This window comes from Methylovulum psychrotolerans (assembly GCF_002923755.1).
GTDB lineage: Bacteria > Pseudomonadota > Gammaproteobacteria > Methylococcales > Methylomonadaceae > Methylovulum > Methylovulum psychrotolerans.
In genome coordinates, this window is the sequence record NZ_PGFZ01000001.1 from 826,513 (window position 1) to 851,819 (window position 25,307).

General features: G+C 51.3%; 21 protein-coding genes. 9 read left to right on the forward strand and 12 right to left on the reverse strand.

From position 1 onward, the window contains the following. Positions 1-78 precede the first annotated feature (78 nt). Both AADEFJLK_RS03815 and AADEFJLK_RS03820 read left to right on the forward strand, forming a co-directional pair. Complete coding sequence (locus AADEFJLK_RS03815; RefSeq protein WP_146054502.1) at positions 79-864, forward strand: hypothetical protein; 786 nt, start codon at positions 79-81, stop codon at positions 862-864. Positions 865-1,066: 202 nt separating this feature from the next. Then, the gene (locus AADEFJLK_RS03820) at positions 1,067-2,080 is read left to right on the forward strand and encodes a tryptophan--tRNA ligase (RefSeq protein ID WP_211299139.1); all 1,014 of its coding nucleotides are present in this window, start codon (positions 1,067-1,069) and stop codon (positions 2,078-2,080) included. A gap of 208 nt (positions 2,081-2,288) precedes the next feature. Here AADEFJLK_RS03820 and AADEFJLK_RS23835 read toward each other — a convergent pair whose 3' ends face one another. The 4 genes from AADEFJLK_RS23835 to AADEFJLK_RS03840 all read right to left on the reverse strand — a co-directional run bounded on the left by AADEFJLK_RS23835 (position 2,289) and on the right by AADEFJLK_RS03840 (position 6,379). Further along, a complete protein-coding gene (locus AADEFJLK_RS23835; protein ID WP_146054503.1) occupies positions 2,289-4,754 on the reverse strand; it encodes a calcium-binding protein in 2,466 nt (821 codons plus the stop codon). Between the two features lie 331 nt (positions 4,755-5,085). Continuing rightward, a complete protein-coding gene (locus AADEFJLK_RS03830) occupies positions 5,086-5,688 on the reverse strand; it encodes an IMPACT family protein (protein ID WP_346222555.1) in 603 nt (200 codons plus the stop codon). Further along, entirely contained in the window at positions 5,688-6,143 is a 456-nt protein-coding gene (locus AADEFJLK_RS03835) for a molybdenum cofactor biosynthesis protein MoaE (protein ID WP_428839020.1), read from the reverse strand. Before AADEFJLK_RS03835 ends, AADEFJLK_RS03830 begins: the two co-directional genes overlap by 1 nt. A gap of 2 nt (positions 6,144-6,145) precedes the next feature. Then, positions 6,146-6,379, reverse strand: coding sequence for a MoaD/ThiS family protein (locus AADEFJLK_RS03840; protein ID WP_088621575.1), 234 nt, complete (start codon positions 6,377-6,379; stop codon positions 6,146-6,148). A 74-nt stretch (positions 6,380-6,453) separates the two neighbouring features. Between AADEFJLK_RS03840 and moaC the strand changes: the two genes are divergently transcribed. The 6 genes from moaC to AADEFJLK_RS03870 all read left to right on the forward strand — a co-directional run bounded on the left by moaC (position 6,454) and on the right by AADEFJLK_RS03870 (position 14,487). Beyond that, positions 6,454-6,930, forward strand: coding sequence for a cyclic pyranopterin monophosphate synthase MoaC (gene moaC, locus AADEFJLK_RS03845; RefSeq protein WP_088619337.1), 477 nt, complete (start codon positions 6,454-6,456; stop codon positions 6,928-6,930). Positions 6,931-6,998: 68 nt separating this feature from the next. Next, positions 6,999-8,048: a UDP-3-O-(3-hydroxymyristoyl)glucosamine N-acyltransferase gene (gene lpxD, locus AADEFJLK_RS03850; protein WP_088619336.1), complete on the forward strand. Its 1,050-nt coding sequence runs from the start codon at positions 6,999-7,001 to the stop codon at positions 8,046-8,048. 342 nt (positions 8,049-8,390) lie between these two features. Further along, positions 8,391-10,493, forward strand: coding sequence for a PP2C family protein-serine/threonine phosphatase (locus tag AADEFJLK_RS03855; protein WP_103973351.1), 2,103 nt, complete (start codon positions 8,391-8,393; stop codon positions 10,491-10,493). Then, positions 10,480-12,057 carry a PhnD/SsuA/transferrin family substrate-binding protein gene (locus AADEFJLK_RS03860; RefSeq protein WP_103973352.1) on the forward strand — a complete coding sequence of 526 codons (1,578 nt, stop codon included), beginning with the start codon at positions 10,480-10,482 and terminating at the stop codon, positions 12,055-12,057. The genes AADEFJLK_RS03855 and AADEFJLK_RS03860 overlap by 14 nt, the downstream gene beginning before the upstream one ends. A gap of 226 nt (positions 12,058-12,283) precedes the next feature. Continuing rightward, the gene (locus AADEFJLK_RS03865) at positions 12,284-13,948 is read left to right on the forward strand and encodes a glutamine--tRNA ligase/YqeY domain fusion protein (protein WP_103973353.1); all 1,665 of its coding nucleotides are present in this window, start codon (positions 12,284-12,286) and stop codon (positions 13,946-13,948) included. A 182-nt stretch (positions 13,949-14,130) separates the two neighbouring features. After that, positions 14,131-14,487, forward strand: coding sequence for an exosortase system-associated protein, TIGR04073 family (locus tag AADEFJLK_RS03870; protein ID WP_103973354.1), 357 nt, complete (start codon positions 14,131-14,133; stop codon positions 14,485-14,487). A gap of 201 nt (positions 14,488-14,688) precedes the next feature. Here AADEFJLK_RS03870 and AADEFJLK_RS03875 read toward each other — a convergent pair whose 3' ends face one another. From AADEFJLK_RS03875 to AADEFJLK_RS03895, 6 genes are all read right to left on the reverse strand, one after another. Next, positions 14,689-15,204 (reverse strand): YMGG-like glycine zipper-containing protein, encoded by a 516-nt coding sequence (locus tag AADEFJLK_RS03875; protein WP_088619332.1) that lies wholly within the window; start codon positions 15,202-15,204, stop codon positions 14,689-14,691. Positions 15,205-15,215: 11 nt separating this feature from the next. Continuing rightward, positions 15,216-15,386: a hypothetical protein gene (locus AADEFJLK_RS23840; RefSeq protein ID WP_157679133.1), complete on the reverse strand. Its 171-nt coding sequence runs from the start codon at positions 15,384-15,386 to the stop codon at positions 15,216-15,218. Next, positions 15,383-15,733, reverse strand: a complete 351-nt coding sequence (locus AADEFJLK_RS24355) for a hypothetical protein (protein WP_103973355.1) — start codon at positions 15,731-15,733, stop codon at positions 15,383-15,385. The genes AADEFJLK_RS23840 and AADEFJLK_RS24355 overlap by 4 nt, the downstream gene beginning before the upstream one ends. A 363-nt stretch (positions 15,734-16,096) precedes the next feature. Then, entirely contained in the window at positions 16,097-17,329 is a 1,233-nt protein-coding gene (locus tag AADEFJLK_RS03885) for a hypothetical protein (RefSeq protein ID WP_103973356.1), read from the reverse strand. Between the two features lie 220 nt (positions 17,330-17,549). Beyond that, the gene (locus AADEFJLK_RS03890; RefSeq protein ID WP_103973357.1) at positions 17,550-20,807 is read right to left on the reverse strand and encodes a response regulator; all 3,258 of its coding nucleotides are present in this window, start codon (positions 20,805-20,807) and stop codon (positions 17,550-17,552) included. Positions 20,808-20,927: 120 nt separating this feature from the next. After that, positions 20,928-21,866 carry a glycosyltransferase family 2 protein gene (locus AADEFJLK_RS03895; protein ID WP_088619328.1) on the reverse strand — a complete coding sequence of 313 codons (939 nt, stop codon included), beginning with the start codon at positions 21,864-21,866 and terminating at the stop codon, positions 20,928-20,930. A 255-nt stretch (positions 21,867-22,121) separates the two neighbouring features. Between AADEFJLK_RS03895 and AADEFJLK_RS03900 the strand changes: the two genes are divergently transcribed. Next, complete coding sequence (locus AADEFJLK_RS03900) at positions 22,122-22,502, forward strand: hypothetical protein (protein ID WP_103973358.1); 381 nt, start codon at positions 22,122-22,124, stop codon at positions 22,500-22,502. Positions 22,503-22,969: 467 nt separating this feature from the next. Here the strand turns inward: AADEFJLK_RS03900 and corA are convergent, their stop codons facing one another. Both corA and AADEFJLK_RS03910 read right to left on the reverse strand, forming a co-directional pair. After that, a complete protein-coding gene (corA, locus tag AADEFJLK_RS03905) occupies positions 22,970-23,959 on the reverse strand; it encodes a magnesium/cobalt transporter CorA (protein ID WP_232463805.1) in 990 nt (329 codons plus the stop codon). Positions 23,960-23,968: 9 nt separating this feature from the next. Beyond that, positions 23,969-25,177 (reverse strand): hypothetical protein, encoded by a 1,209-nt coding sequence (locus AADEFJLK_RS03910; RefSeq protein ID WP_249027967.1) that lies wholly within the window; start codon positions 25,175-25,177, stop codon positions 23,969-23,971. Between the last annotated feature and the right edge of the window lie 130 nt (positions 25,178-25,307).

Below are 25,307 nucleotides of genomic sequence, written 5' to 3' on the forward strand. Positions count from 1 at the left end.
CAGCCCTAAAAGCACTTTCCCATTAACATAATGCCTTTTGATAGCTTAAGCCATAAGCGACCGTGGCGGGATAACCGTATGAACATACTGGATGAATTAAGACAGAAAGCCGAAGAAAAAAAACGGGCGCTGCACGAGCATAAAACCCAGGAAGCCCAGCATGAAAAAACTTATCAAAAAATATTATTGCCCAAAATGCAATTTTTGTTTGATAGCTTCCAGGAATTGATCGAGTATCTCAATTTTCTCGAAGAACCGGTGCTGGTACCGCATTATTCCCCTAAATACCCGCATTTTGGCACTTTGTTTCAAAGAAACTACAAAATCAATACGGATGGGCGTATGGGCATGGCCGATTATAATCGGCTCATGCAAATTAATGTCCGTTTCCTGTGCGAAGCAGAAGGCAGTTTTAGCTATACCTTAAACGGCAAATCCCTCATTGATAAAGAACATGCTTTCTTATTTGATAGGGGCTTACGTTTCCAACAAAAAAATAGGGGCATGGACGGGGCTTTATTTATTGTCGAGCGGAAAATTCCAGTGCATTTCCGGATCATGGTCGACTATAAAAAAGCCGTATTAAAAGTAGGTATTTTTAACCATGAAAACTTCCAAGTTTTTCAAAAAACCTTTATGCCGGAACAATTGGACGACTGCTTCTTAGATACCTTGCTCGGCTATTTTATGCGCCGCGACAACCGCTTTATCCATCCTGACATTTCCGCCCAAGATAGGGCCGCCATCTTGGACTATATCGCCCCTTTTCACAATGGCGGAGACAGAGACGGCGATATGCTTGCCGAACCCACCCCCAAAATTGCCGACCCGATCAAAAACCTGTTCAGTAAATTCCAACGCTAAACGCACGGTACCGCAAGTGTTTCAGGCATCACGGTACCGCCACCCTTTTCATTGCTAGCCCTAGTAAGCTTGCCAAACCAGCGCTAACCATGACTTTTTAGGCATTTTTCTTGGCAGAGCGTAACATCAGACTGTAACTTGCACGGAATTTAGGTAAGATTGTCGTCCACATTAACCCCATCGAACGACTGAGTCACAGATAATGAAGAAAGCCATTGTTTTAACAGGTATCACCACTACCGGCACCCCGCACTTGGGCAACTATGTCGGCGCGATACGCCCGGCCATTGCCGCCAGCAAAAACGCCGATGTCCTGCCGTTTTATTTTTTAGCCGATTACCACGCGCTGATTAAATGCCAAGAGCCGGAACGGGTCAGACAATCCAGCCTAGAAATTGCCGCCACTTGGCTGGCCTTAGGATTGGATACCTCTAACGCGGTATTTTACCGCCAGTCGGATGTGCCGGAAATATTGGAACTATCATGGCTGCTGACTTGCGTCGCCTCCAAAGGCTTGATGAACCGCGCCCACGCCTACAAAGCGGCAGTGGCCGATAACGAGCAAAGCGGCGAACACGACCCCGACAAAGGCATCACCATGGGGCTGTTCAGCTACCCGATTTTAATGGCCGCCGACATATTGCTGTTCAACGCCAATAAAGTCCCGGTCGGTAAAGACCAAATCCAACACATCGAAATGGCCCGCGATATGGCGGCGCGTTTCAACCATATCTATGGCGAACATTTCATCCTGCCGGAAGCCTTGCTGGAAGAACACGGCGCGACCTTGTCCGGTTTGGACGGGCGTAAAATGAGCAAAAGCTACAACAACACTATCCCGCTGTTCGAGCCGGAAAAAAAGTTACGCAAACTCATTAACAAAATCAAAACCAACTCGCTGGAACCGGGCGAACCCAAAGACCCCGAAGGCTGCACCCTGTTCAGTATTTACCAAGCCTTTGCGACCCCGCACGAAGTTACCCACATCCGCCAACGCTATGCCGAGGGCATCTCTTGGGGTGAAATGAAACAAGTGCTGTTTGAACATATCAACAACCATATTACCCCGGCGCGTGAGCGTTACGAAGCCCTGCTCCAAGCCCCTGAGCATATCGAAGAACAGTTACAGGAAGGGGCGCAAAAAGCCCGCGACATCAGCGTTCCCTTTATGCAAAAACTGCGTAAGGCGGTGGGGATTTCCAGAATAAGTGCGTAAGCCCTAAAGCTGACCTTAGGGATGTACAGAAAATAATATCGGCTAATCACAAGGCAGCTTCCCATTTGGCGCGTGAGCATCTTGCCTGCAAGATACCCATGCCCCAAAACCCGTGCCTATAAAAGACGACAAAGAAATGATGTAAATGAGGCGTTACCGCACGGCGGCAAGCATCCGCCGTGCGGTAACGCCCGAAAGTTATGCCGTTTTAGACAACGACAAAATCCATAGCGGTCAGCGCCAGCCCCGTACCGATAATGGCAAACGCTTGCGCCTCAACTGCGCCGTTACCATCGGCATCATAAAGCAACGTCCCTGCGGCAGTATCATAAAGAACATGATCGTCAGCATCTTCAAGGCCGCCGTTACCGATGATTTTAAACGCACTTTTAGTTAATGCACCTGGTGTCAATGCCGTAAAAACGGCATCTTCCAATCTAATGGTATCGTCAGCAACGCTAAAATCGCTAATAGTGTCGATATTGCTTTGCCCCAAACTGGTATTGAAAGCAAACGAGTCCAGACCCAAACCGCCTACCAGCAAGTCGTTGCCCAACCCGCCATTCATACTGTCATTGCCATAACCACCATTGAATACATTGTCCCCAGTGTTACCAATGAGAATATCGTCCCCGTTGCTGCCGATGATATTTTCGATATTGATTAAGGTATCGGTACCAGCCCATTTCGTATCTTGACCCGCCGTAATTTTTAAATTGATCAGCACACCCAGCAAAGCAGAAGCATACGATACAGTATCGTTACCTGCACCACCGTCCAGGAAATCATCACCACGCCCGCCTTCCAGGCTGTCATTCCCCTCTAAGCCATACAGACGGTTATCGCCATCACTGCCAATGATGCTATTATCCGACCCATTACCGAACCCGATCACATCTTTGCTGTGTTGCTGAAAAATTAAGCGCTCAACATTCGCCGACAAGCTAAAATCTACCGAACTGACTACTGTATCGCTACCTTCATTTTGCTTTTCCGACACAGTGTCGGTGCTGCTATCGACGAAATAGACATCATCGCCCTCGCCGCCACTGACGCTGTCAGTGCCCAACCCTCCCGACAAGCCATCATTAGCGGACGTACCCACTACAACATCATCTGCGTTAGTGCCGACAACGAAATTCGTTAACGCTTCACTGTCCGCAAACGTAAATTGGTCAACCCTAGAAGACGCACCCAAAAAGTAGTTTTTAAGCGTAATCTGCATGATATTTTGGTTGCCAATAACCAAATTATCGCCAAAGCGGCTTAATCCCGTCATTTGCGAAAGCGGGGCTGCATCAACAACAACATCAAATCCCTCATCAGTATCGTAATTATCAATCACTATCGAGCTATATGCCACATTATAAGTATCGTTACCTTGTCCGCCTATCAAGGTACCTTGACCAAGGTAACTGCTTAACGTGTCGTTACCTTCGCCGCCATCAAGAACATTAGTACCAAGACCGCCATCAAGAGAATCATGACCCAGCCCCCCTATTAGGACATCATTACCGTCCTCACCTTGCAGGTTATCATCTTCCGAACCGCCATCCAGCCTGTCATTGCCTTGGCCACCCAATAGAAAATCCACCCCTGCCTTACCCAATAAAACATCATCGCCATCATCACCTTGCAGGGTATCGTCATCTGAGCCGCCATCCAGCTTATCATTGCCAAAACCGCCATAAAGTATGTCCAAGCCCGTTCCGCCTAGCAAGACATCATCACCGTCATCACCTTGCAGGGTATCGTTATCCGAGCCGCCATCCAGCTTATCATTGCCAAAACCGCCAGTAAGCCAGTCGAAGCCCGTTCCGCCTAGCAAGACATCGTCGCCGTCATCACCTTGCAGGCTATCGTTATCCGAGCCGCCATCCAGCTTATCCGCACCCAATCCGCCAGTAAGCGTGTCGAAGCCCGTCCCGCCCAACAGGACATCATCACCGTCATCACCTTGTAGGGCATCGTCGTCCGAACCGCCATCCAGCTTATCCGCACCCAAACCGCCAGAAAGCGTGTCGAAGCCCGTCCCGCCCCGCAAAATATCATCCCCCTCATCACCTTGCAGGATGTCGCCGTCAGAACCACCATTTAATCTATCATTACCCAAACCGCCGGAAAGGAAATCAAATCCTGCCCCACCCAACAGCACGTCATCACCATCCTCACCAAACAGATTGCCACCGTCCGCGCCGCTATCCAGTTTGTCATCACCTAAGCCGCCATAAAGGGAATCAAATCCTGCCCCACCCGTTAGGCGGTCATCACCATCATCGCCATAAAGCATATCGTCATCGGCACCGCCATCTAGGCTATCATTACCCAAACCGCCCGACAGGAAATCAACGCCCATCCCACCGCGCAGGACATCATCACCCTCTTCGCCGGACAAGGTGTCATTATCCTCTTCCCCATCCAGTTTATCGTCACCCAAACCGCCGCTGAGCGTGTCAAATCCTAGCCCGCCCAATAGCCGATCATTGCCTTCATCACCATAGAGGACATCGCCATCCAACCCGCCATCCAGTTTATCATCGCCCAAACCGCCGCTGAGCATGTCAAACCCTAGCCCGCCCAACAGCCTATCATTGCCGCCATTACCAAACATCGAATCATCTTCATCCGTACCGATATAGGTATTATTATTATCATCACCGATATAATCCGCCATATTGCCATCTCCAAACGTAATTTAAGAAAGGTAGGATACAAATTTAAGCCGCCTATGTAGCACAAAAAATGTGCTATTCCAGCAGCGGGCGGATTGTAAACAACAGCCACCAAAATACCTAGGAAATACTTCACTTGTCCGGTAAAAAACGACTCGGCACAGCGAAAGCACTTAAAATACGGCATATCGGACTTAAACCCTAGCCGCATTGAAAGCCATAGTTTATTTATCTTGCCATTCACCACTAAGAACAGAGGACACGAAAAAAACAGCCCAAATAACGTCACGCCTTTCGTGATAAAGCGTTTTTTAACCATGGGTTCCTCAACCCTCACCCCGATCCGGCAACGTATACCGCTTCCCGTCCATCTCCCGCAAAAGCCGCCAACAACACCGCCACCTGCCCAGCGGGCACCTGCACCTGCACCTTGACCTGCCCGGCGAAATCTTGCGCGACAATGCGCCCGTCGAGCTTTTTCAACAAATATTCCAAGGGCTGGATTTGCTTGTAATCCAACGTCAACGGCACGGTGACCCAATCGATATACGGACACAGCTCGGCGGCGGCGATCACTTGACTGGCGGTATTGCTATAGGCGCGGGTCAAGCCCCCTGCTCCCAGCTTAACGCCCCCGAAATAGCGCACCACCACCAGCAAGACGTTAATCAGTTCCTTACCTTCCAATTGCTGAAAAATCGGCTTGCCCGCCGTGCCGGTCGGCTCACCCGCATCATGGAAGCGGTAGATGATGCCATTGGCGGTTTTCATGCGGTACGCATAGACAATATGGCTGGCATGGGGATGCACATCGGCAAAGCCCTTAAGATGGCGCGGCACGTCCTGCTCATCAGCACACGGGATCAATGCCCCAATAAACCGGGATTTTTTCAGGACAATCTCTACACTGGCGGGATTTTTAACGGCAATCATCATTAAGGGGCGCGATGATAGCCATCGGTATTCTTACCCACCCAACGCTCGTCGGCTGACAGCAAGCGTTCTTTTTTCCAGAACGGGGCTTTAGATTTTAACGCCTCCATAATGTAACGGCAGGCATCAAAGGCATCCCCCCGGTGCGATGTCCATACCGCCACCAACACAATCGGGTCATTGGGCAACAACTCGCCGACCCGATGGATAATTAACGCATCCAGCACTTGCCAATGCCGCCCCGCTTCGGCGACAATCGCCGCTAACTGCTTTTCGGTCATACCCGGATAATGTTCTAAGGTCATGGCTTGCACACCGCTGCCCTCGTTAAAATCCCGCATCGTACCGACAAAAACACTGGTCGCGCCAACTTGCCCGGCCAGGCCTTGCGCGGCTTGTTGGTAGGCTTGGAGTTCTTGCCAAGGGTCGAAGCCTGCTCCCGTCACAATAACCGTCATCATCAGCCTCCGGTGACGGGCGGGAAAAAGGCCACTTCATCACCTGCCCGGACAGGGCTGTCCAAGTCGGCATAATCCATATTGACCGCCGCTAAGATATTGTCCGGCAAGGGTTGTTGGGGATTGGCGGCAGTCCAGACTTGCCGTACCGACGCGATGCCGACGGCGGGCAAGGTCTCATCCGAACGCCCCAACTGTTCTTTTAAACTGGCAAAATAACGTACTTTAATTGACATATTCATTCACGCGGCTACAAAATCTAAGGATAATGTCAGACACAACCAACATTTTGCGCTAATTTTACCGACAAATGACCCAACTCACCCATTTTAATCAAGCTGGCGAAGCCCACATGGTCGATGTCGGCGACAAAGCCGTTACCCAACGCACCGCCATTACCGAAGGCTACATCGACATGCAGCCGGAAACCTTAGCGCTGATTATCGGCGGCGGCCACAAAAAAGGCGATGTCTTAGGGATAGCCCGCATCGCCGGGATTATGGCCAGCAAAAAAACCGCCGACCTGATCCCGCTCTGCCACCCGCTAGCCTTAACCCATGTGGATATTGCCCTAAGCCCCAATACCGAACTTAACCACATCCGCTGCCAAACCACCGTCAAAACTCAAGGCCAAACCGGCGTGGAAATGGAAGCGTTAACCGCCACCGCCTGCGCCTTGTTGACCATTTACGACATGTGCAAGGCAGTTGACCGGGGCATGGTTATCCATTCGCTACAAGTGCTGGCAAAAGCGGGCGGCAAATCGGGAACTTGGCAACGGACGTGAAGCCCGGCCACCAGCATCCGTATCCTGACCGCTCACCTCCTATTTAAAACTTATCACAGGGATTCCCTATGCCAATGACTTTAGAAGAACTCGCCCAAGCGTGTAACGCCCGTATTGAAGGCGGCGACCCTACGGCTTTGCTGACCTCGGCGGCAGACATTAGCTCCGCACAACACGGGCAAGTCACGCAACTGACCAATAGCCGCTACAACAAATATATCAAAGGCTCGGCGGCCAGCGCCTGTTTTGTCGCCGAAGGCTTCGCCCTGCCCGACGTGCCGCCTACAATGGCCTTATTGGTCTGTGCCGACCCGGAAATGGGCTTTATCCATGCCATCACCTTGCTGCACCCGGAACGCCATTACCCACCCGCCATTGCTCCGCAAGCCGTGTTGGCAGATACCGTTAGCCTAGGCATAGGCGTATCCATCGGCCCTTATGCGGTATTGGGCGAGCATAGCCAAATTGGCGACCATAGCGCGGTGTTGGCCGGAGCTTATATCGGTGCCCATGTCACCATCGGCAAGCATTGCCGCATCCATCCCTACGCGGTTATTTATGACGATGTGGTCATTGGTGATCATGTGATCATCCATGCCGGGGCGGTCATCGGTGCCGATGGCTTTGGCTATAAATTCCGCAACCACCAGCATATCAAAGTCCCGCAAGTCGGCAACGTGGTACTGGGCGATCATGTCGAAATCGGCGCCAACACCTGTATCGACCGGGGGGCATTGGGCAGTACCACGCTAGGTATAGGCAGCAAAATTGATAACTTGGTACAGATTGGCCACAACAACAAAATCGGCCGCCATGTCATCATGTGCGGGCAAGTCGGCGTATCCGGCTCGTGCCAAATTGACGACTACGCCATACTCGCCGGCAGTGCCGGCATCGCCGACCATGTCCATATTGGCCAAGGGGCGGTGGTGATGGCCCGCGCGGGCGTGGCGGGAGACATAGCCGCCCAAACCCAAGTCTTTGGTAGCCCGGCTAAAGATAAGCGTGTCGCTTATAAAGAACAGGTTGCCCTCAGCAAATTGCCGGAGTTACTGAAAAAAGTCAAATACTTGGAAGAGCAGCTAGAGCAACTGCAACCGCAAACCGAGAGCCGCTAGTTACGGTTGCCGTTACCGCCTGATGTGGCTAATACGACCGCATCAGGACGGCGTCCAATCTTTTTAACCGGCCGCAATTGATTACCATTGATAGTGCAATTATCCGCTAATGTCATGATAAAAAGGCAATATTAGCGCTTAAACCCCCTAATTGAGCGGATATAGCCCGCTATAGACGATACGCCCAACAACTATTTAATAACTGGCCTTACCTTTAATTATTCTCAAATACGAACTATTCTTATTTACCCCCCTCCTGTAACCAAGCTGTCATCTAAACCTTATAAAATAGCGGGTGAATGACTCACTCTCCTGCTTTTTGTACAGTTTTTTAGGTTGTCTATGCTTAGTCGTACCCAAAACAAACGCGACCTTAACGGTTCCGTCACCTTCACAGCCCCTAGCGTTATGGAATTGACGCAGACTGTTAAGCCTATCACCTTGGATATGGCAATACTGGATGTGCTGGGCTTATTCCAGGAAAATCCGGAACTGGCGGCATTACCCGTCGTCACCGACGAGCAACTGTTTTTTGGCATTATTTCGCGGCGCAACTATCTTAACCTGATGACCCGCGCCTTCGCCCGCGAATTGTACGCGCGTAAGCCGCTGGCCATCTTGCTGGAAAGCAACAGCGACATCTTTGTCGCCCCCATGATCGTCGATGTCAACGACCGTATCGACAAAGTCATCGCCAACTTCCTCAACAAAGACCCCAGCATCCGTTACGAAGCCTTGCCCGTTATTGATGACAAAGGCATCGTCGGCGTTGTTAAGATCGCCGATATGATGCTGAAAATCTCCCAATCCCAAGGCAACCTGATCGAGACCATGCAGCAATTAAGCGCACGGCTCAATGACGAAGTCGCCAATGCGGCGGCCCTACAGCAAAACTTATTACGCCCGGCACAGATCCGCTTACAAGGCATAACCGGGCTGGCCACCATGCTCACCTCCAGCGAAGTGGGCGGTGACTTTTATGACTATTACATCGTCGCTCAGCGCTGGGCAATTATTTTAGTCGGCGATGTCAGCGGCCACGGTATCGCCGCCGGCACCATCGTCTGCGCCGCCAAAGCGGCGGTTAATTTCTTGGAAGCCGAGCAGGAAAAAGAACCGCATAAAATCCTTAGCCGTCTTAGCCACATCATTTTTAACACCGCCCACCAATCCTTGCTGATGACCATGTTCGCCATCTGCTTGGACACCCAAACGGGAGAATTGCGCTACGCCAATGCCGGCCACCAATTCGCCTACCTCTACCGGCCCATGCTGGGAATTTTAGACTGCCTGGAAATCGGCGGCCTGCCCTTAGGTAAAAACGCCGATACCGAATACGAACAAGCGGCCACCGAAATGGATGTGGGTGACCGCTTATTTTTATATACCGACAGCATTGTCGAAGAAGAGAATGCCGCCAACGAATGTTTCGGTTATGAACGCCTAGAAGCCCTCTTGACCGACCATGCCGACAGCGACATTGCCACTTTACACGACATTATTTTGCTTAAGCTGACTAACTTTTTACAACGCAGCACTTTTGAAGACGACTTGACCTTATTTTCCGTTGACTATCTGGAAAAAACCTACGACACTGCCACCACTGAAAACACCCTTACCGCCAAAGCCCAAGATTCGGAGCAAACTTATCTGTTCGATGCCGATTACCGCGCCAATCCCGTCGCCGTGTCCAGTAAGCTTAACCGCCAAGAAGTGGTGTTCTTGGCAAATAACCGTTTTGCCGATTTAATCCCCAGCCTATCCCAACAGGGCATCCGGCGGATTCTCCCCCAAGACCGTCCCATTAACCACCAACTCGGTTGGGATATTTTACTCAGCCAACATGAGAAACCTTGGCCAGATGATTTAGCCATGTTGTTGCGCCACCCCGAACAACGCCGCGAATTTGATTTCACCCATAGCGATGACAAAGCATTTATAATTGCCGAAGTGGATGCATGGTTACAAGAAATGGCGACAGGTGACCCTGACCGCCTAGATGCCGCCGTGTTCTTATTGGACGAACTGATTGAAAATGGCTTATGCGCCGCTCCGCGTGACGGCAAAGGCCGCGCCTTATACACCAAAGGCACTTCGCGCGAATTGGCCGAAGATGAAAAATTACGCTTAGATGTCTCACTACAAGGCAATTTATTGGGCATCTCTCTGACGGATTCTTGGGGAACGTTAACCCCCCAAGTCTTTTTAAACCGTCTGACCCGTCATATTGAAGGCTTAGGTTTGGATGCCGGCATAGGTGGCGGTGGCCTGTACCTGATCTGGCGCATGTCCGATTACCTGCAAATGCGGGTACTGCCAAACCGGCAAACCCAAGTATGCGTTTTCCTTGATTTGTACAATCCTTTTGACCCAGAGGCGGATAAAGGTTTCCAATTCCTTTACCATACCGAATTATTTGAGGCGATTAACCATGAATACATCTAAGTTAAAAATACTGCCGCAACCGTCTGCCGACAAATTGTCGCAACAATTTTTTCTGGTCGGCACTGTCGATATCGAAGCCGTCGATATTTTGGAGACGCTCTATATCCTCCCCCCCGACTGTACCGTAGAACTTAACTTTTCCCAAGTGGATCGGGTCAACTCGATGGGCTTGGCACAACTGCTGAAATTGTTTGAACTATGGCAACACCGCAATAACCAAATCCGCGTCACCAATGTCAACCGCATGATCGGTGTATTGTTTAAAATGACTGGCCTGACCCGATTTTTGGCGGAAGACCTAGGTATGGAAATTGCCAAAGCAACTCCCGCCGTAGCTACGTCTGAGCCTGCCGCCGTACCACCGACTATCTTAACGTCAGAAAAACTGCAAATCCAGCCACAGCCCTCACGCACCAACCCTGAGCAACGTTTCAAACTGTATGGCATGGTCGATGTTAACGCTGTTGATGCCTTACAAACCCTGTATATAGTGCCGCTAAACGCCTCAGTAACCTTAGATTTTAGCGAGGTCGCGCGGGTCAACTCGATGGGCTTGGCACAATTGCTCAAACTGTTTCAGCATTGGCAAGAGCGGGATATTAGCATCCGCGTGGTCAATGCCAACCGAATGATCGGCGTATTGTTCAAAATGACTGGACTGACCCGTTTTCTGGCTGATGAAGCCCCTTCCAAAGCCACTATCGTGCCGCCAGGCAGTGCCGTACCGCAAGCCCGTGCCACCGAGTCCAGCGTTGCCGCCCCAGTGCAACGCCGCATCAGTGATGCCCCTGCTATCATCCAAGCCAACACCAGCGACAAACTGAACCTCTGGGTCAGTGCGCAAAGCAGCCAACAAATGAACGGCTGGTATTTCTTCAACACCTACCTGCAACGCCATTTAGGCCGCGAAGTGCATCTAGAACTCAGCCACGGCGCTATGACGGAGCGGCGCAAAAAAATTGAAGAAATGGACATCGTCTTCACCAAACCGTTTGAAGCGACGCGCCTGATGCTGGAACACCAGTATAAGCCCCTGCTGCGGCCTATCGACCAAACCGATGAAGTCACCCTTCTGGTGCGTAGCGAAGACAAACGGGTCACTTTAGCGGACTATCAAGGCGGCAAGATCGTCACCGCCGCCCAAGACAACTTTGTCTATCTGCTGGGCCGCTTCTTATTGGAAGAAAGCGAAAGCTCACTCAGTGACATGGAGTACATTTTCTCCGGCCATGATATTAAAGCCTTGCAAATGTTACTGAAAGGCTCGGCGGACATCCTGTTCATGCTCAGCGATACCTACCAAGGCCTATCCGGCCTGACCCGCAAAATGCTCCGCGAAATCGACCAAAGCGAAACCGCCTTCGCTTTCCATATTTTCAGCGTTTCGCCCCGCTGCGAAGCCGTAGGCACGGCCTTGGCCGAAGTTCTGCTGGACATGAACCAAGACAGCCAAGGCCGACAGGTCTTAGCCGATTTAGGTATCCCTGGCTGGGTCAAACCCACCCCGGACGAATGCGATATGCTGGCGATGCTGTTCAACCGCTACGCCCCAGTCGCCGCGTAACAAAGTCCAGCCCCCCCATAAACCCGCTACCCAAGCCTTTGGGCAGCGGGCATACCTTGCTTTCCCCCCAGCAAAATCAGCCAATATCAAGACTCACGCTTTACTGGCTTGACAGATTACAGTAGTATTGATACCCGTCTTGCGGACTTTCCACAGCGTTCCGCCCCCCCATTAACCCTCAATGACAAGTTTTTGAATTATTTCAATAACTAATAATAACATTTGCATGTCTACACACGAACCCTCACTAGCCCCCAACTTCATCCGGCAAATTATTGCCAACGACCTGAAAACCGACAAACATAAAGGCCGGGTCGCCACCCGTTTTCCGCCGGAGCCGAACGGTTACCTGCATATCGGCCACGCCAAATCGATATGCCTTAATTTCGGCATGGCGATAGAAAACAACGGCACTTGCAACCTGCGCTTTGACGATACCAACCCCGAAAAAGAAAGCGACGAATATGTGCAATCCATCATGCGCGACGTGCAATGGTTAGGCTTTAGCTGGAGCGAACTGCGTCACGCGTCCGACTATTTCGAGCAATTGTACGGCTACGCCGTCGTCCTGATCGAAAAAGGCTTGGCCTACGTCGACAGCCTGTCCGCCGAACAAATCCGCGCCTACCGTGGCACGCTGACCGAACCGGGCAAACCCAGCCCCGACCGCGACCGCCCGATTGCCGAAAACCTCGACCTGTTCCAACGGATGCGGGCGGGCGAATTTGCCGACGGGCAGTATGTGTTACGCGCCAAAATTGACATGGCCTCGCCTAACATCAATATGCGCGACCCCGCCATCTACCGGATCCGCCGCGTCCACCACCAACGCACCGGCGACGCGTGGTGCATTTATCCGATGTACGACTACACCCACTGCATTTCGGATGCGCTCGAACACATCACCCATTCGCTGTGTACCCTAGAATTTGAAGACCACCGCCCGCTCTACGATTGGGTGCTGGAGCAAGTGGAAACCCCCAGTCATCCGCAACAAATCGAATTTGCCCGCTTACAATTGGAATACACCATCGTCAGCAAGCGCAAACTGAATTTGTTGGTCACAGAAAAACACGTCAACGGCTGGGATGACCCACGGATGCCGACCTTAGCGGGTTTGCGCCGAGCAGGCGTGACCCCCAAAGCTATCCGCGATTTTTGCGAACGCATCGGCCTGACCAAGCAAAATTCTTGGATAGAAATGGGGGTGCTGGAATACTGCATCCGCGAAGACCTGAACGAAAACGCCCTGCGGGTCATGGCCGTACTGGCGCCATTGCGCGTAGTCATCACCAACTACCCCGACGGCCAAACCGAAAACTTGGAAATCAGCAACCATCCGCAACGCCATGAACTGGGCAAGCGTAGTGTGCCGTTTGCGAAAACCATCCTGATCGAACAAGATGATTTTGCCGAAAACCCACCGCCCAAATACAAACGTTTGGTGCTGGGCGAAGAAGTGCGGCTACGCGGCTCTTATGTCATCCGCTGCCATGAGGTGGTTAAAGATGCCGACGGCAATATCACCGAACTGCGCTGTAGCTACGACCCCGACACCTTAGGAAAAAACCCCGAAGGCCGGAAAGTCAAAGGCGTTATCCACTGGGTATCCGAAGCCCACGCCCTGCCCGCTGAAATACGCTTATACAACCGCCTGTTCAGCGTCCCGCAACCGGATAACGAGGCCAACTTCCTGGATGCTTTAAACCCCAATTCCTTAGAAGTCTTGAGCGATTGCCGTATCGAAGCCAGCCTGGCCGAAGCCACGGGCGAGCACCGCTACCAATTCGAACGTACCGGCTATTTCTGCTTGGACACCGTCGATAGCGTGGACGGCAAAAAGGTGTTTAACCGCACGGTCACCCTACGCGACGGCTGGGTTAAGGACTGATAGGCAAATCGGCATAACACCACAGGTTGGGCAAACCGCTGGCGCTTGCCCAACCTGTGGCCTTCTTCTCATTGGTGCCGAAACCGCGTTTTAAAAAAGAGCTACGGCTGTACGGTTAGGGTTTATGCCCCCTGACATTAACCTCTCTCACCACCCGCTTGCTTACCCTTTTGGAAGCCTTTATGAAACCTCTGTTAAAAATTCTTTTGGTACTGGCCTTACTCAGCACTTACGATGCCAATGCGTCCAGCTACCCTGCCCGCTTTAGCAGCAAATTCGGCAACGGCGTTGCAAATGCCGTAACAGGCATAGCCGAAGTGCCTAAAACCATTATCATCACCAAGCGCAGACAAGGTTGGGCTTATGCGGCCACCGCCGGATTTTTCACCGGCATGGTTTACATGGTAGCGCGTACCCTAAACGGTGCTTACGATATGGCGACATTTCTCATCCCCACCAAACCCATCGTCACCCCCGATTATATCTGGCAGGATTTCGATAAAGAAACCTCTTTCCGGCCTAAGTGGGAACTGCGTTAAATAGCCCCCCAGCCTCCGCATTCCCTGAGCGAAGCAGAAGGACTCTCCCTTGGCAGGGAGAGGGGCGTTTTCCCCTTGATTTTCGCCTGTACGACGGGAAAGGCGGAGGGCTGGGGTGGGGTTCAACACGCTGTGTTGCAATGGAACACCTACTTAATTTCATGCACATTCCTATAAGGCCATCGGCAATGTTACCCGGCTTTAGCGCACAGGCGGCGGCGGTGGCAATCCGGGTGGCGGTGGCGGTATATCGTCAGCTACCGGCGCCGCCGAACGCGGTGCTTGCATAATCTGCCCATCCATAGGCACTTGATGGCCTTTAGCGTACATACATTGGACATAGCCATTATCATAAGCTTGTTGCGCCGCCGATTGGGAATCGCCAGCCGCACCCGACCCGACCACACTGCCCAACAACAACCCGCTACCCGCCCCAATCACCGCCCCGCGCCCACCACCAAACGCCGCTCCCGCCGCTGCGCCTAACGCCGTACCGACTACCGCACTGGTGACCCCACTACTCATCCCAGCCGAATTGCTGTCTACCCCACCCGACTGAAAAAAAGCAAATTGGCGGCACACCGCATCATCATTACGGAATTGCTCGAAAGATAGCCCATTACCCGGCAAAACCATCACACTGGGCCCTTCCGGCACACTGGCACAACCACTGACCGCTAACAACAGTATCGGCACACTTTTCAACTTTATAGACATAAACAAACTCCTTAACGGGGCGGGGGGACTGTCGGCGGCACACGCTGCCAACCGTCCGGGCATTCTCTGACAGTAGGATAATAGCCTTGCGGATCATCGCAGTAATACCAAGAACCGGACGGATAATCCGGGGCCGCTTGCTGCTGGATATAGACGGGCGGCGTGGGCGGCACAGTAATCACCACAGGCGGCGGCGCATAATAATTGCGGTACGGATAGCCGTAATAGGGATAAGTATAATACGGTGCGCCAAAATAAAAGCCCAAACGGTTACCGCCATAGCCATAGCCGCCATAGCCGAAACGGCCACCATACCCGCCGTATCCGAAGCGACCACCTCCATATCCGCCAAAATGACCGCCACCGAAATGGCCATGATCATGGTCACCACCCCCAAAGTGGCCGCCGCCCCCACCACCACCGTAACCGCCTCCGCCACCATGGTCACCACCTCCATGTCCACCGGCTCCACCATAACCGCCTCCATGCCCACCGCCTCCACCGCCCCCGCCTCCATGGCCTCCGCCATGACCTTCTGCCCAACAACCCTCACTAGACAAGCCGCCCAGTACAACCAGTAACACTACCGCCAAGGTATATTTTTTCATCGCCTACTCTTGTTTAAACCACCGTGACCTATCGACAGCAATAGGCTATACAAGTGCCTTCGCGGATTAACTAAACTGCATAAGCTAGGTTTTTAGGCTAAAAATGGCAAGCGTGTAAAAATACAAGTGACCATAAGACGCTCAAAACGGAGAAGCATTATTTTTGCACCATTGCAAAAAGCATCCGTGTTAATGTAGGGGCTCAAGTGGGAATTACTCAGCAAAACCCATAAAAAAGCCCCTTAAAAAAGGGGCTTTTTGACCGCAACCGCAATAGGCCGAAACTAGGCGATTAACGGTATGACACTGCTGGCATCCGCAACACCAATATAGCTTAAGGAGGCATCATTTCCGACTAACGGCAGACTGGCATCAGCACTCAAAGAGGTTGAATCTTGTAAGGCCGTGCCATTAGCATCAAAAGATATAAACATATCAACTTGTGCTATCGTGAATATACAAGCATAAGTACCCCAGGTACTACTATAATCAGGCGTATAAGCCGATAAATCTATATTGCCGTCGTCTAACGAAATAATGGTGTCATCGGTTGCCGCACTGCTGTCGGTCGTATCAGTGCCAGCATCCGCAGCAACTGCGCTATCCCCGTCAGAAGAAACATCTACCAGACTGCTTATCTCTATGGGCTCATCAAAAATAACCCAAGATATTATGCCATAAGTTGCCGTGCCGCCATCCGTAATGTCCACAATGGCAGGGTCAGTCATAGCACCGCCGTCCGTGCCGTCCACACTAGCGGTGTCGGTCTGGTCGGTTATCGCGCCGCCGTCCGTGCCGTCCACACTAGCGGTGTCGGTCTGGTCGGTTATCGCGCCGCCGTCCGTGCCGTCCGCACTAACGGTGTCGTTTTGGTCGGTCACAGTGCCGCCGTCCGTGCTGTCTACACTGCCGAGGTCGGTCAGGTCGGTTATCGCGCCGCCGTCCGTGCCGTCTACACTGCCGAGGTCGGTCAGGTCGGTTATCGCGCCGCCGTCCGTGCTGTCTACACTGCCGAGATCGGTCAGGTCGGTTATCGCGCCGCCGTCCGTGCCGTCTACACTGCCGAGGTCGGTCAGGTCGGTTATCGCGCCGCCGTCCGTGCTGGTGGTATCGGGCATATCAGTCACGATTACGGACGAATAAAAATTAACCATTTCAAAAACAGCGCCATGAGACATCATAATGGTATCCGCACCACTATCAATCACAGTTGCATTTATATCGGAAGGCGACCCACCAGTAGCATCAACAGGGCTATCGTTACCTGCCACCACTTCATCCGCTGTGCTGTCACTACCAATAACTGGCGCAGTGCTGGTTGCCGCATTATCAGCCGCCGCTGTAGCAACGGTATCCGTTTGTCCGGTATTCATCGTGCTGTTGTCCGTAGTATCGGCACTGTCAATTGCTGCGGGGATAATGCTGGGTAACGCCGTATCGGTATTATTCTGTGGAGCCGGTGTTTGGCTATCGAAAATAATTGTCGCATCAGCCAGATTTTTAAGTTGGGTCGCCATGTCTGCCTTATTGTTTAAAGGTGAAAAATATGCTGGATTATGGGAAGGGGTAAAATACCGTTTACTTTGTCAAATTATTGTTATCTTACTACTATACTACGACCTATTACTCTTGTAAATCCCAGCTTTATTATACAGACCCTATTATGAATGGATTATTAACTAAAGCACCTAATTCTCAACCCGTAGAAAAACCAGCCAGTGCCACGCGTTAACGCCCCTAGCGATTTTGCAATTGGCCAATGAGCACAGTAACGGCTTGCTTAAGCGTTTCAACCAGATCGCTTAAATCGGCTACCTCGCCGCTACGCGCCGCATTCTCCAATATACTGGCCGCCGTTTTTGCCGTATCGGCACAAAAATGCCCTAAAGTCCCTTTAATGGTATGCGCGGCATTTGCCACCGCCACCGCTTGCCCCTGCGCTGCCATTAACACAGCCAATTGCTTAGCGCCTTCTTCCAAAAACAAGCTAATCATCTCATCCAGCAACTCCTGATCACCATCCAACTGCTTCAGGGCGCGGGCTTCATCCCAGACAGGCACTTGTGTGGTGGCAAGACCCGGGTCGGGTACGCCGCCATCATCAGAGCCACCTAAAGTCCGCGCCAAAACCGCTTGTAATTGTTCACTCACAATGGGCTTGGTCAAATAATCATCCATCCCCGCCGCCAGACATTTTTCCCGCTCGCCCTCCAAGGCATTCGCGGTCAAGGCAATAACCGTCTGGCGTGGCCATGCCTGACGGCGTTCCAACAAACGCAGTTCACGGGTGGCACTATAGCCATCCAGTACAGGCATCTGGCAATCCATCAAAATCAGGTCATACGGCTGATGGGCCAGTTTATCAAGGGCGACCTGCCCGTTTTCGGCAATTTCAGGCACTAGGCCAAATTTTGCCAATTTGGCCGTAATGACTTTTTGGTTAATCTTATTATCTTCAACGACCAGAACATCTTTACCCCGATAACAGGGTACAGGCGGCTCAGCGGCGGCCTCTGGCGGCAGCGCATCGACACAGTGCAGGGCATTAACGATAACGTCAAACAATTGCAGCTGCCGGACCGGCTTTAACAAACGCTGCACAATCGCGGTGTTTTGGTAATCATCGCTATTAAACTGATCCCCTGAAGAGATCAAAATAATAGGGATGGCGGCTAAAGTGGGGATATGCGCCAGACATTTCGCCAACGTCAAACCGTCCATAATAGGCATTTGTACATCGAGTAAGATCAAATCATAAATAATCCCATGCAAGGCGGAGGTTTGCAATTGCATCAGCGCGGCACTACCGTTATCGACTTCCGAAACGGCCAATCCCCAACTCGCCAAATAATTAGCCAACACTTCGCGGTTGGTGGCGTTATCATCGACCACCAATGTGCGCTTGCCGGACAAATCGCACGACAACTGCCGCGTCTCTTGAGTTTGGGTATAGGTCAGCGGTAAGGTAAACCAAAAACAAGTACCAGCGCCCGGATGACTATCCATACCGATATGCCCCCCCATCAGCTCGACCAAGCGCTTGCTGATTGACAAGCCCAGACCGGAGCCACCGAAGCGCCGTGACGTGGCACTGTCCGCCTGCGAGAAAGGCTTGAATAACTGGCGTTGCGCCTCTGGGGAGATACCGATACCCGTGTCGCGGACCTCAAAACGCACTTCATCTTGATTCATTGTCAGTGGCGTGCGGCTGACTTTAATATAGATTTCGCCTTGTTCGGTAAACTTGACGGCATTGCCCACCAAGTTGGTCAATACTTGGCGAATGCGCATAGGGTCGCCAAGCCACTGTAAAGGCATAGGCACGGGTAAGGCGCAATTCAGTTCTAAACCTTTGCCGTACGCCCGCACGGCCAATAAGGCGCAAATATCATCAACCAAATCGGCCAGATTAAACTCGATCTGCTCAACCGCACACTTACCCGCCTCCAGCTTAGAGTAATCGAGAATATCATTAATAATATCCAATAAGGCTTCGGCGGAGCTGCACGCGGTATCCACCCAATCTTGTTGGGTAGGGCTCAGTTTGGTCTCGCGCAATAAATCTAACATACCTAACACCCCATTCATGGGGGTACGGATCTCATGGCTCATATTCGCCAAAAACTCGCTTTTTATCAATGAAGCCTGCATCGCCAAGTCGCGGGCCGTTTCCAAAGCCACTTTGGTTTCTTCTTGCCGGACAGCTAAAGCCATCATTTCACCCACTTGCTTTAACATGGTCAAACGGCTTTCAGTCTGTAAAGGATAACAGTCGGTAAATAAAAACAGCGTACCCAAAACTTCATTACCTAATACTAAAGGCACAACGTAATGCCCATGCGCCTGCATATCCAGCAGTTGATACTGGTCGCTGACACTACAATAACAGTCATCGGCCACCAATACTTCGCCGCTCTGCAATACTTGTCCCGATAAAGAGGCTCGGTGATCGAGGCGCTTTTCCCTATCGAGAAACGCTGGGGTTAAGTCGCCGCTCAACACAAACTCAACCAAAGCCAGCGGATCATCGGCTGAACGTAACAACACGCAGCCCTTATGAGCCAAGTCGAAGGCCTTAAGATTGAACAGAATAAGCAACACTTGCCCAAAGCGCGTCGCTAAGGGGATGGTTTTCTGCAACACTTCAGAGACGTTCAGCAATACCACACTATCGGTAATATCACGTTGTATCTGCACATAACCAGACAATACGCCAGCGTTATCGAAGACTGGAGAAATGCCGACATCGGCATTATAAAGACTGCCGTCTTTATGGCGGTTAACGATTTCGCCTTGCCAATGCTCGTCATTCGCCAACTTAGCCCACATTTGCTGGTAAAAAACGGCATCATGGACACCAGACTTTAGCAAATCAATAGGACGGCGGCCTAAAGACTCCTGAAAGCTATAGCCGGACAACTGGGTAAAAGCAGGGTTTATCCATTCAATCCGCGCGTCGCGGTCAGTGATGATAATAGCGTTGGAGGTCGCTTTTAAAGCGGCAATCAGCAATTGGTTACGGGTTTCAATATCGGCACGGTGCAAAACATACTTGATTAACCGTACCAAGCCCTCGTAACCCGCATCATCTTTGACGACATGGGCTTTTGCGCCCGCCTTCAACGCCGCTTGGGCAAGCGGGTCATCATCGTTGCCCAATAACACAATGACAGGTAAAGCTTGATTCTGTTGATGGAAGGCCTGTAAAGTCGGCAAACCTTGGGAATCGGCCAGCGATAAGGCCAAAACAATGACATCAAAATGAAATTCAGCCAATTTAGGCAAAGCCTCGTCTAAAGACTGCACCCAAACAATTTCAAAACGCATATCCCTAGCCCTGGAATCCACGGTTTTGGTGGGGGCTTGCTCGGCACTGCCCGCACGGACGACCTCGAAAGGAATTTCTTTAAATTGCCGCAGGCATACTTGGACACGCTGTGCCGCTATAGGGTCATCTTCAACTAACAGCACGCAAATGAGTTTAGAACGGATCATGGTTTTAGGCTATTTTAAAAAAATTTTGGGCCACCAACCGACCCGACAACGGCTATTGACAACCAGCCTAAATAGCCGCACCGTGCAAGCGGCCCACACCAAGGCAAACAATCCGGGCACTCACCACGGCTGCGGCGGAGAAATCAAACCGCCTTTCGTCTCTTGCCACGCTTGCCGCCATAACTGCACCATCAGCCTCGCTTCAGCGGCGGCATTCGGAGCACGGCGGCCATTACGCCACGCCTTAAACCTATAGCAATTTTGCGCCAATGCTTTCACTAACTGCGCATACAATACACCATGCCATTTCTGGTAATACAACAGTTGGCTACGCATCCGCCACAAAGCCAGCAGCTTATCACCGTCCACCCTAGTACCCGCCCTAGCGTCGCCCAAAAGGGTCACTTGTAAATCCGGCCAATAATACACCTTAAAATCGGCATCATGGATACGCCGACATAAATCAACCATACCGTAATACATAAAAAACCGCGAATCGAACAGCCTAATTTCGGTCAATAGGCTGCGGCGTAAAATCGTAAAACCGCAAGGCAAGCAATCAACGGCGGCCGCCTCGGCAGGATTCGCCCCAAAACGCACAAACCGACCCCAAAAATGGGATGCAGACAAATCAGCTAACGCCAAAATTTCATTGAATAACGACGGAAACAACTGTGCCGACAGCAATGTTTGCCCATGCCGGTCTTGCAGCAGCGCCCCGCCTATCCCGGCATCAAGCACTTTTTCCATAGACTTAACAGCACTCTGTAACAGGTCGGGCGGCAGTGCCGCCGACGGATCCAACAAAATCACATAACGCCCCCGCGCCAAAGTCAAGGCCAGATTATGCGCATTAGCAAACCCTAAATTATAATTATTCGCTAACACTTGTGCTTCAGGATAAGCATGACGGATAAGATCAACGGTATTGTCAGACGACGCGTTATCGACCACAATCAGCTCGAAATCCCCCAACGATTGGGCGCGTAAGCTCTCCAAACACGCCCGCAAATACGGCGCACTATTCTGCGTCACAATAAAAACAGAAGCAGTAATCATAAATTCCCCTTATCAGGCGGATAGTAAAACGGGAATATCTGTATAGCATAACCCATGAGTTTTTACACCGCTATTAGCGGTCACGCCCCCCCTAAGACCCTACTTGCCAAAACTGACAAGGCAAATATCCCATTTCACCTTAAAAATTGCAATAGCGCAGAATACCGCGCAACCCCTAAATTTTGACAATAGCACGAAAACCGATAAGCTGACAGTCATCGCACCCCACATAATAACAACAACCGGAGCAACACAATGAAGAACGCCAAACACAGCCTAGGATTTTTAGTATTGATGCTAGCCAGCACCACCGCTTGGCCTTACGGCAGCAGCAGTAGCACCAAAGCCTGTAGCAAACCCAAATTCACCGCGTTTGCGCCAGCGGACAATGCCGAAGTGGCGGCACAAAGCCATTTTAGCTTTAACGCCTCAAAAAACACCTATCCCAGCACCCTGACCGTCACCGTCAAAGACCTGCCCACCCAACTCAGCATCACCCCCGATAACGACGGCAGCTTCCAAGTCAGCGGCACCCTCCCCGCCGCCTTAAGCAACACCTATGCGCGGATTGTGATCAACGCCGAAGCGCAAAACAACTGCAAAGGTTCGGATGGCTGGTTGGTAAAAATTAAGTGATCAACGTAGCGCCTATACTTCGGATAAGGGCAAAAACAGCGCTTTGGCATTGATTGGTGACGGATAAAATCCACTCGCATCATAAAAGCACGCCGTTTGCCCGGAAAGCGCGTGAACCAGAAAAGCGTTGACACCAACAATTTCGGAAATGTAGACCATACGCAAAACCGCATCTTATGCCCCGTGGGTATGCCGGAATGACGACGCTTCCTTAATTTTTTGATGAAAATATTAGGGCGTTAGCCTTGCAAAAACTTATGTCAAAAAGCTTCTGCATCATCACTTAGCTTATCTGGTGGCTGCTTGCGGTTTCTTCGGTAGTTAATCTGTGTCCTCACACTATCTAGCCGCCCCAACACGGGCGAGAAACGGGCAGAAATAATCCTCGCCACGATAAAAGCAAACAGCCGTTCTATTTATACCGCAGCTTGCTAACCTAGCACACCATAAGCAAGCCCCAATAACACCTACAGCCATCCCGACCGCTTCAAACGCCGATATAACAACAAACTACCCAGCAAAACGCTACCCATCACCAACGGATAGCTGTACTCCCACGCCAGTTCAGGCATATAGCGGAAATTCATCCCATACCAACTGAACACCATCGTCGGGATGGCAAGTATCGCCCCCCAGCCCGCCAAGCCCTTCACCACCTCGTTTTGCCGGACGCTTTCAAAGGTCAGATGGACATGCATGGCTGAAACCAGCATCTCACGCATACCGTCAATAGCTTGGTCGACACGTTTAATATGGTCGGCAATGTCACGGAAATACACTTGCACGTCCTTAGGCACAATACCGCTGTGAAAGCGCATCAGCTCATTACAAATATCAATCATCGGCATGATCGCCGCCTTCAGCAGCAGCAATTCCCGTTTTAACTCATACAAATCTTCCAAGGTCTGACGGCTGGAGCGGTTCTCAAAAATCGCCAGTTCCAAACCTTCAAAGCGTTGCTGTAGGCCGTCAATCACCGGCATATAATTATCGACGATAAAATCCATGATCGCATACAAGACAAAGCCGGGGCCTTTGGCGAGCTGGTGCGGCATGGATTCGCAACGCTGGCGGATTTTCCGGTGATCCAGCGACGCGCCATGGCGGACGGTGACGACAAAACGGCTCCCGACAAAAATATGGGTTTCGCCAAACTCGACACTGTCCACCGTCAACAACGCGGTATGCAAAACCAAAAACACCGAGTCGCCATATTCTTCTATCTTAGGCCGCTGATGGGCGGCACAGGCATCTTCAATCGCCAATTCATGCAAGCCGAATTCTTCTTGTATTTTCAGCAACAACTCAGTGTCGGCTTCCCGCAACCCCAGCCAAACAAAGGTTTCCGGGTGTTTTAGCACTTCGCTAATATCTTCGATGGTGACATCGCCAAGACTGATGCCGCGCCGATAAGCTACACATTTCATAATCATGCTGGGATCCGTATTAAAACTCAAAAAGCCTCCTTATTTGGCAATAGTGATACTGGGCGCGTCTTGTTGCGACAATTCGCTCATGGTCATTTGAAACACCTGATACAACAGGCGAAAACCCTCGCGGTTCCATTGATAACCCACCTCCGGCTTAACCGCATAATAACGGCCAGCAAATTTAACGCTTAAATCCGCCTGCTTTGGCTCGTTATCCGATACTATAACCGCCAAGGTCTGGGCAGGGTTTTCTTTAACGGGCGGCGTTTGCGGATGTTGGGCAACCGCGTATTCGGGGCTGTCACTGATGCCTTGGCCAATAAAGTTTAAGACATTATGAAAACTGCGCAGGCGCAATGTCCCGTGCCAAGGCCACTCGCCACCCGGATAGCCCGGACGGATATCAACCATAATTTCATTGCTGTGCAGGCTGTCCGCTTCTTGTTGCAATTGCTCGCGTTCCGCATTACTCAGGCTGACCGGATTGTAGTTGCTTAAGATGATATGTCCGGTAACGCGTTTAGTCAGCTTAAGTTGCTGGTGTTCAATATCGTAGTGTACGGTAAATTCGTTTTGCAGGTCTGAAAATTGGTCGGTGCTAAAGGTCGCCGCTGGCAACACCCAGCTCCTGTCAAACAGCAAAGGATTCACATATAAAGCATGGCGGTCTTGTATCGCCGACAAATGCAGCATGGCTTGCCGGAATGTCCGATAGCCTGGCGCATCGGCAGGCTGGTTCGGGTAAACCTGATCGCCCTTGGCATCAGTCAGGCGCAATTCATCAATCAGCAGGCGCAAAATCAAATCCACATCCGCCCCCTGCCGCAACAGCATAGTAAGCTTAGCTTCTTGCAAAGGTTCCAACAAACGGCGGGTAAACTCCTCCCCCTCCATCGGCACGATGCTGATGGTCGGGTTCTCCGAGATACTGCCGCCAAACGACGGCACCAATAAAGCCCCGCTATCGCCCGTAAATGCAGGCCCCGCCCCGGCGGTAAACTGAAAGCCGAAGGTCGCGGCAATATTAGAGATGCCCGTAAAGTGCATGGGCTGGTGCTGATGGGCGCGGGCGATATTCAGCAACAATTGCTTAGATAGGGTTTCGGTAATGGATTTGTCATAAGAAATCACCGCATCATCGAGCAAGGCGGGCGAAGACACGCAGCCTTGCAAACAGCAAAACCAGCCTAATAACACTAACCGTTGCAGTTTCTTGCTAGGGTGTTGGCAAAACAAAGTCATCATGGCGTAAATTAAAGGACTGGTAAGCACTCAAAAAAAATAGATAGGCAACCCATTATATAGCGTTCCGTGTCAAGCAAACGACAATAAAACACAGGCTAAACGTTGGCCTTGCAGCCAAATGGGCATCAGC

Bases quoted from the DNA above. Each gene is read 5' to 3' on its own strand.
- AADEFJLK_RS03865 (WP_103973353.1), top strand. From the start codon at position 12,284: ATGTCTACACACGAACCCTCACTAGCCCCCAACTTCATCCGGCAAATT.
- AADEFJLK_RS03820 (WP_211299139.1), top strand. From the start codon at position 1,067: ATGAAGAAAGCCATTGTTTTAACAGGTATCACCACTACCGGCACCCCG.
- AADEFJLK_RS03870 (WP_103973354.1), top strand. From the start codon at position 14,131: ATGAAACCTCTGTTAAAAATTCTTTTGGTACTGGCCTTACTCAGCACT.
- AADEFJLK_RS03855 (WP_103973351.1), top strand. From the start codon at position 8,391: ATGCTTAGTCGTACCCAAAACAAACGCGACCTTAACGGTTCCGTCACC.
- AADEFJLK_RS03895 (WP_088619328.1), bottom strand. From the start codon at position 21,866: ATGATTACTGCTTCTGTTTTTATTGTGACGCAGAATAGTGCGCCGTAT.
- AADEFJLK_RS03910 (WP_249027967.1), bottom strand. From the start codon at position 25,177: ATGATGACTTTGTTTTGCCAACACCCTAGCAAGAAACTGCAACGGTTA.
- moaC (WP_088619337.1), top strand. From the start codon at position 6,454: ATGACCCAACTCACCCATTTTAATCAAGCTGGCGAAGCCCACATGGTC.
- AADEFJLK_RS03840 (WP_088621575.1), bottom strand. From the start codon at position 6,379: ATGTCAATTAAAGTACGTTATTTTGCCAGTTTAAAAGAACAGTTGGGG.
- lpxD (WP_088619336.1), top strand. From the start codon at position 6,999: ATGCCAATGACTTTAGAAGAACTCGCCCAAGCGTGTAACGCCCGTATT.
- AADEFJLK_RS03835 (WP_428839020.1), bottom strand. From the start codon at position 6,143: ATGACGGTTATTGTGACGGGAGCAGGCTTCGACCCTTGGCAAGAACTC.
- AADEFJLK_RS03830 (WP_346222555.1), bottom strand. From the start codon at position 5,688: ATGATGATTGCCGTTAAAAATCCCGCCAGTGTAGAGATTGTCCTGAAA.
- AADEFJLK_RS03875 (WP_088619332.1), bottom strand. From the start codon at position 15,204: ATGTCTATAAAGTTGAAAAGTGTGCCGATACTGTTGTTAGCGGTCAGT.
- AADEFJLK_RS03815 (WP_146054502.1), top strand. From the start codon at position 79: ATGAACATACTGGATGAATTAAGACAGAAAGCCGAAGAAAAAAAACGG.
- AADEFJLK_RS03890 (WP_103973357.1), bottom strand. From the start codon at position 20,807: ATGATCCGTTCTAAACTCATTTGCGTGCTGTTAGTTGAAGATGACCCT.
- AADEFJLK_RS03860 (WP_103973352.1), top strand. From the start codon at position 10,480: ATGAATACATCTAAGTTAAAAATACTGCCGCAACCGTCTGCCGACAAA.
- AADEFJLK_RS23835 (WP_146054503.1), bottom strand. From the start codon at position 4,754: ATGGCGGATTATATCGGTGATGATAATAATAATACCTATATCGGTACG.
- AADEFJLK_RS03885 (WP_103973356.1), bottom strand. From the start codon at position 17,329: ATGGCGACCCAACTTAAAAATCTGGCTGATGCGACAATTATTTTCGAT.
- AADEFJLK_RS24355 (WP_103973355.1), bottom strand. From the start codon at position 15,733: ATGGCGGAGGCCATGGAGGCGGGGGCGGTGGAGGCGGTGGGCATGGAG.
- AADEFJLK_RS03900 (WP_103973358.1), top strand. From the start codon at position 22,122: ATGAAGAACGCCAAACACAGCCTAGGATTTTTAGTATTGATGCTAGCC.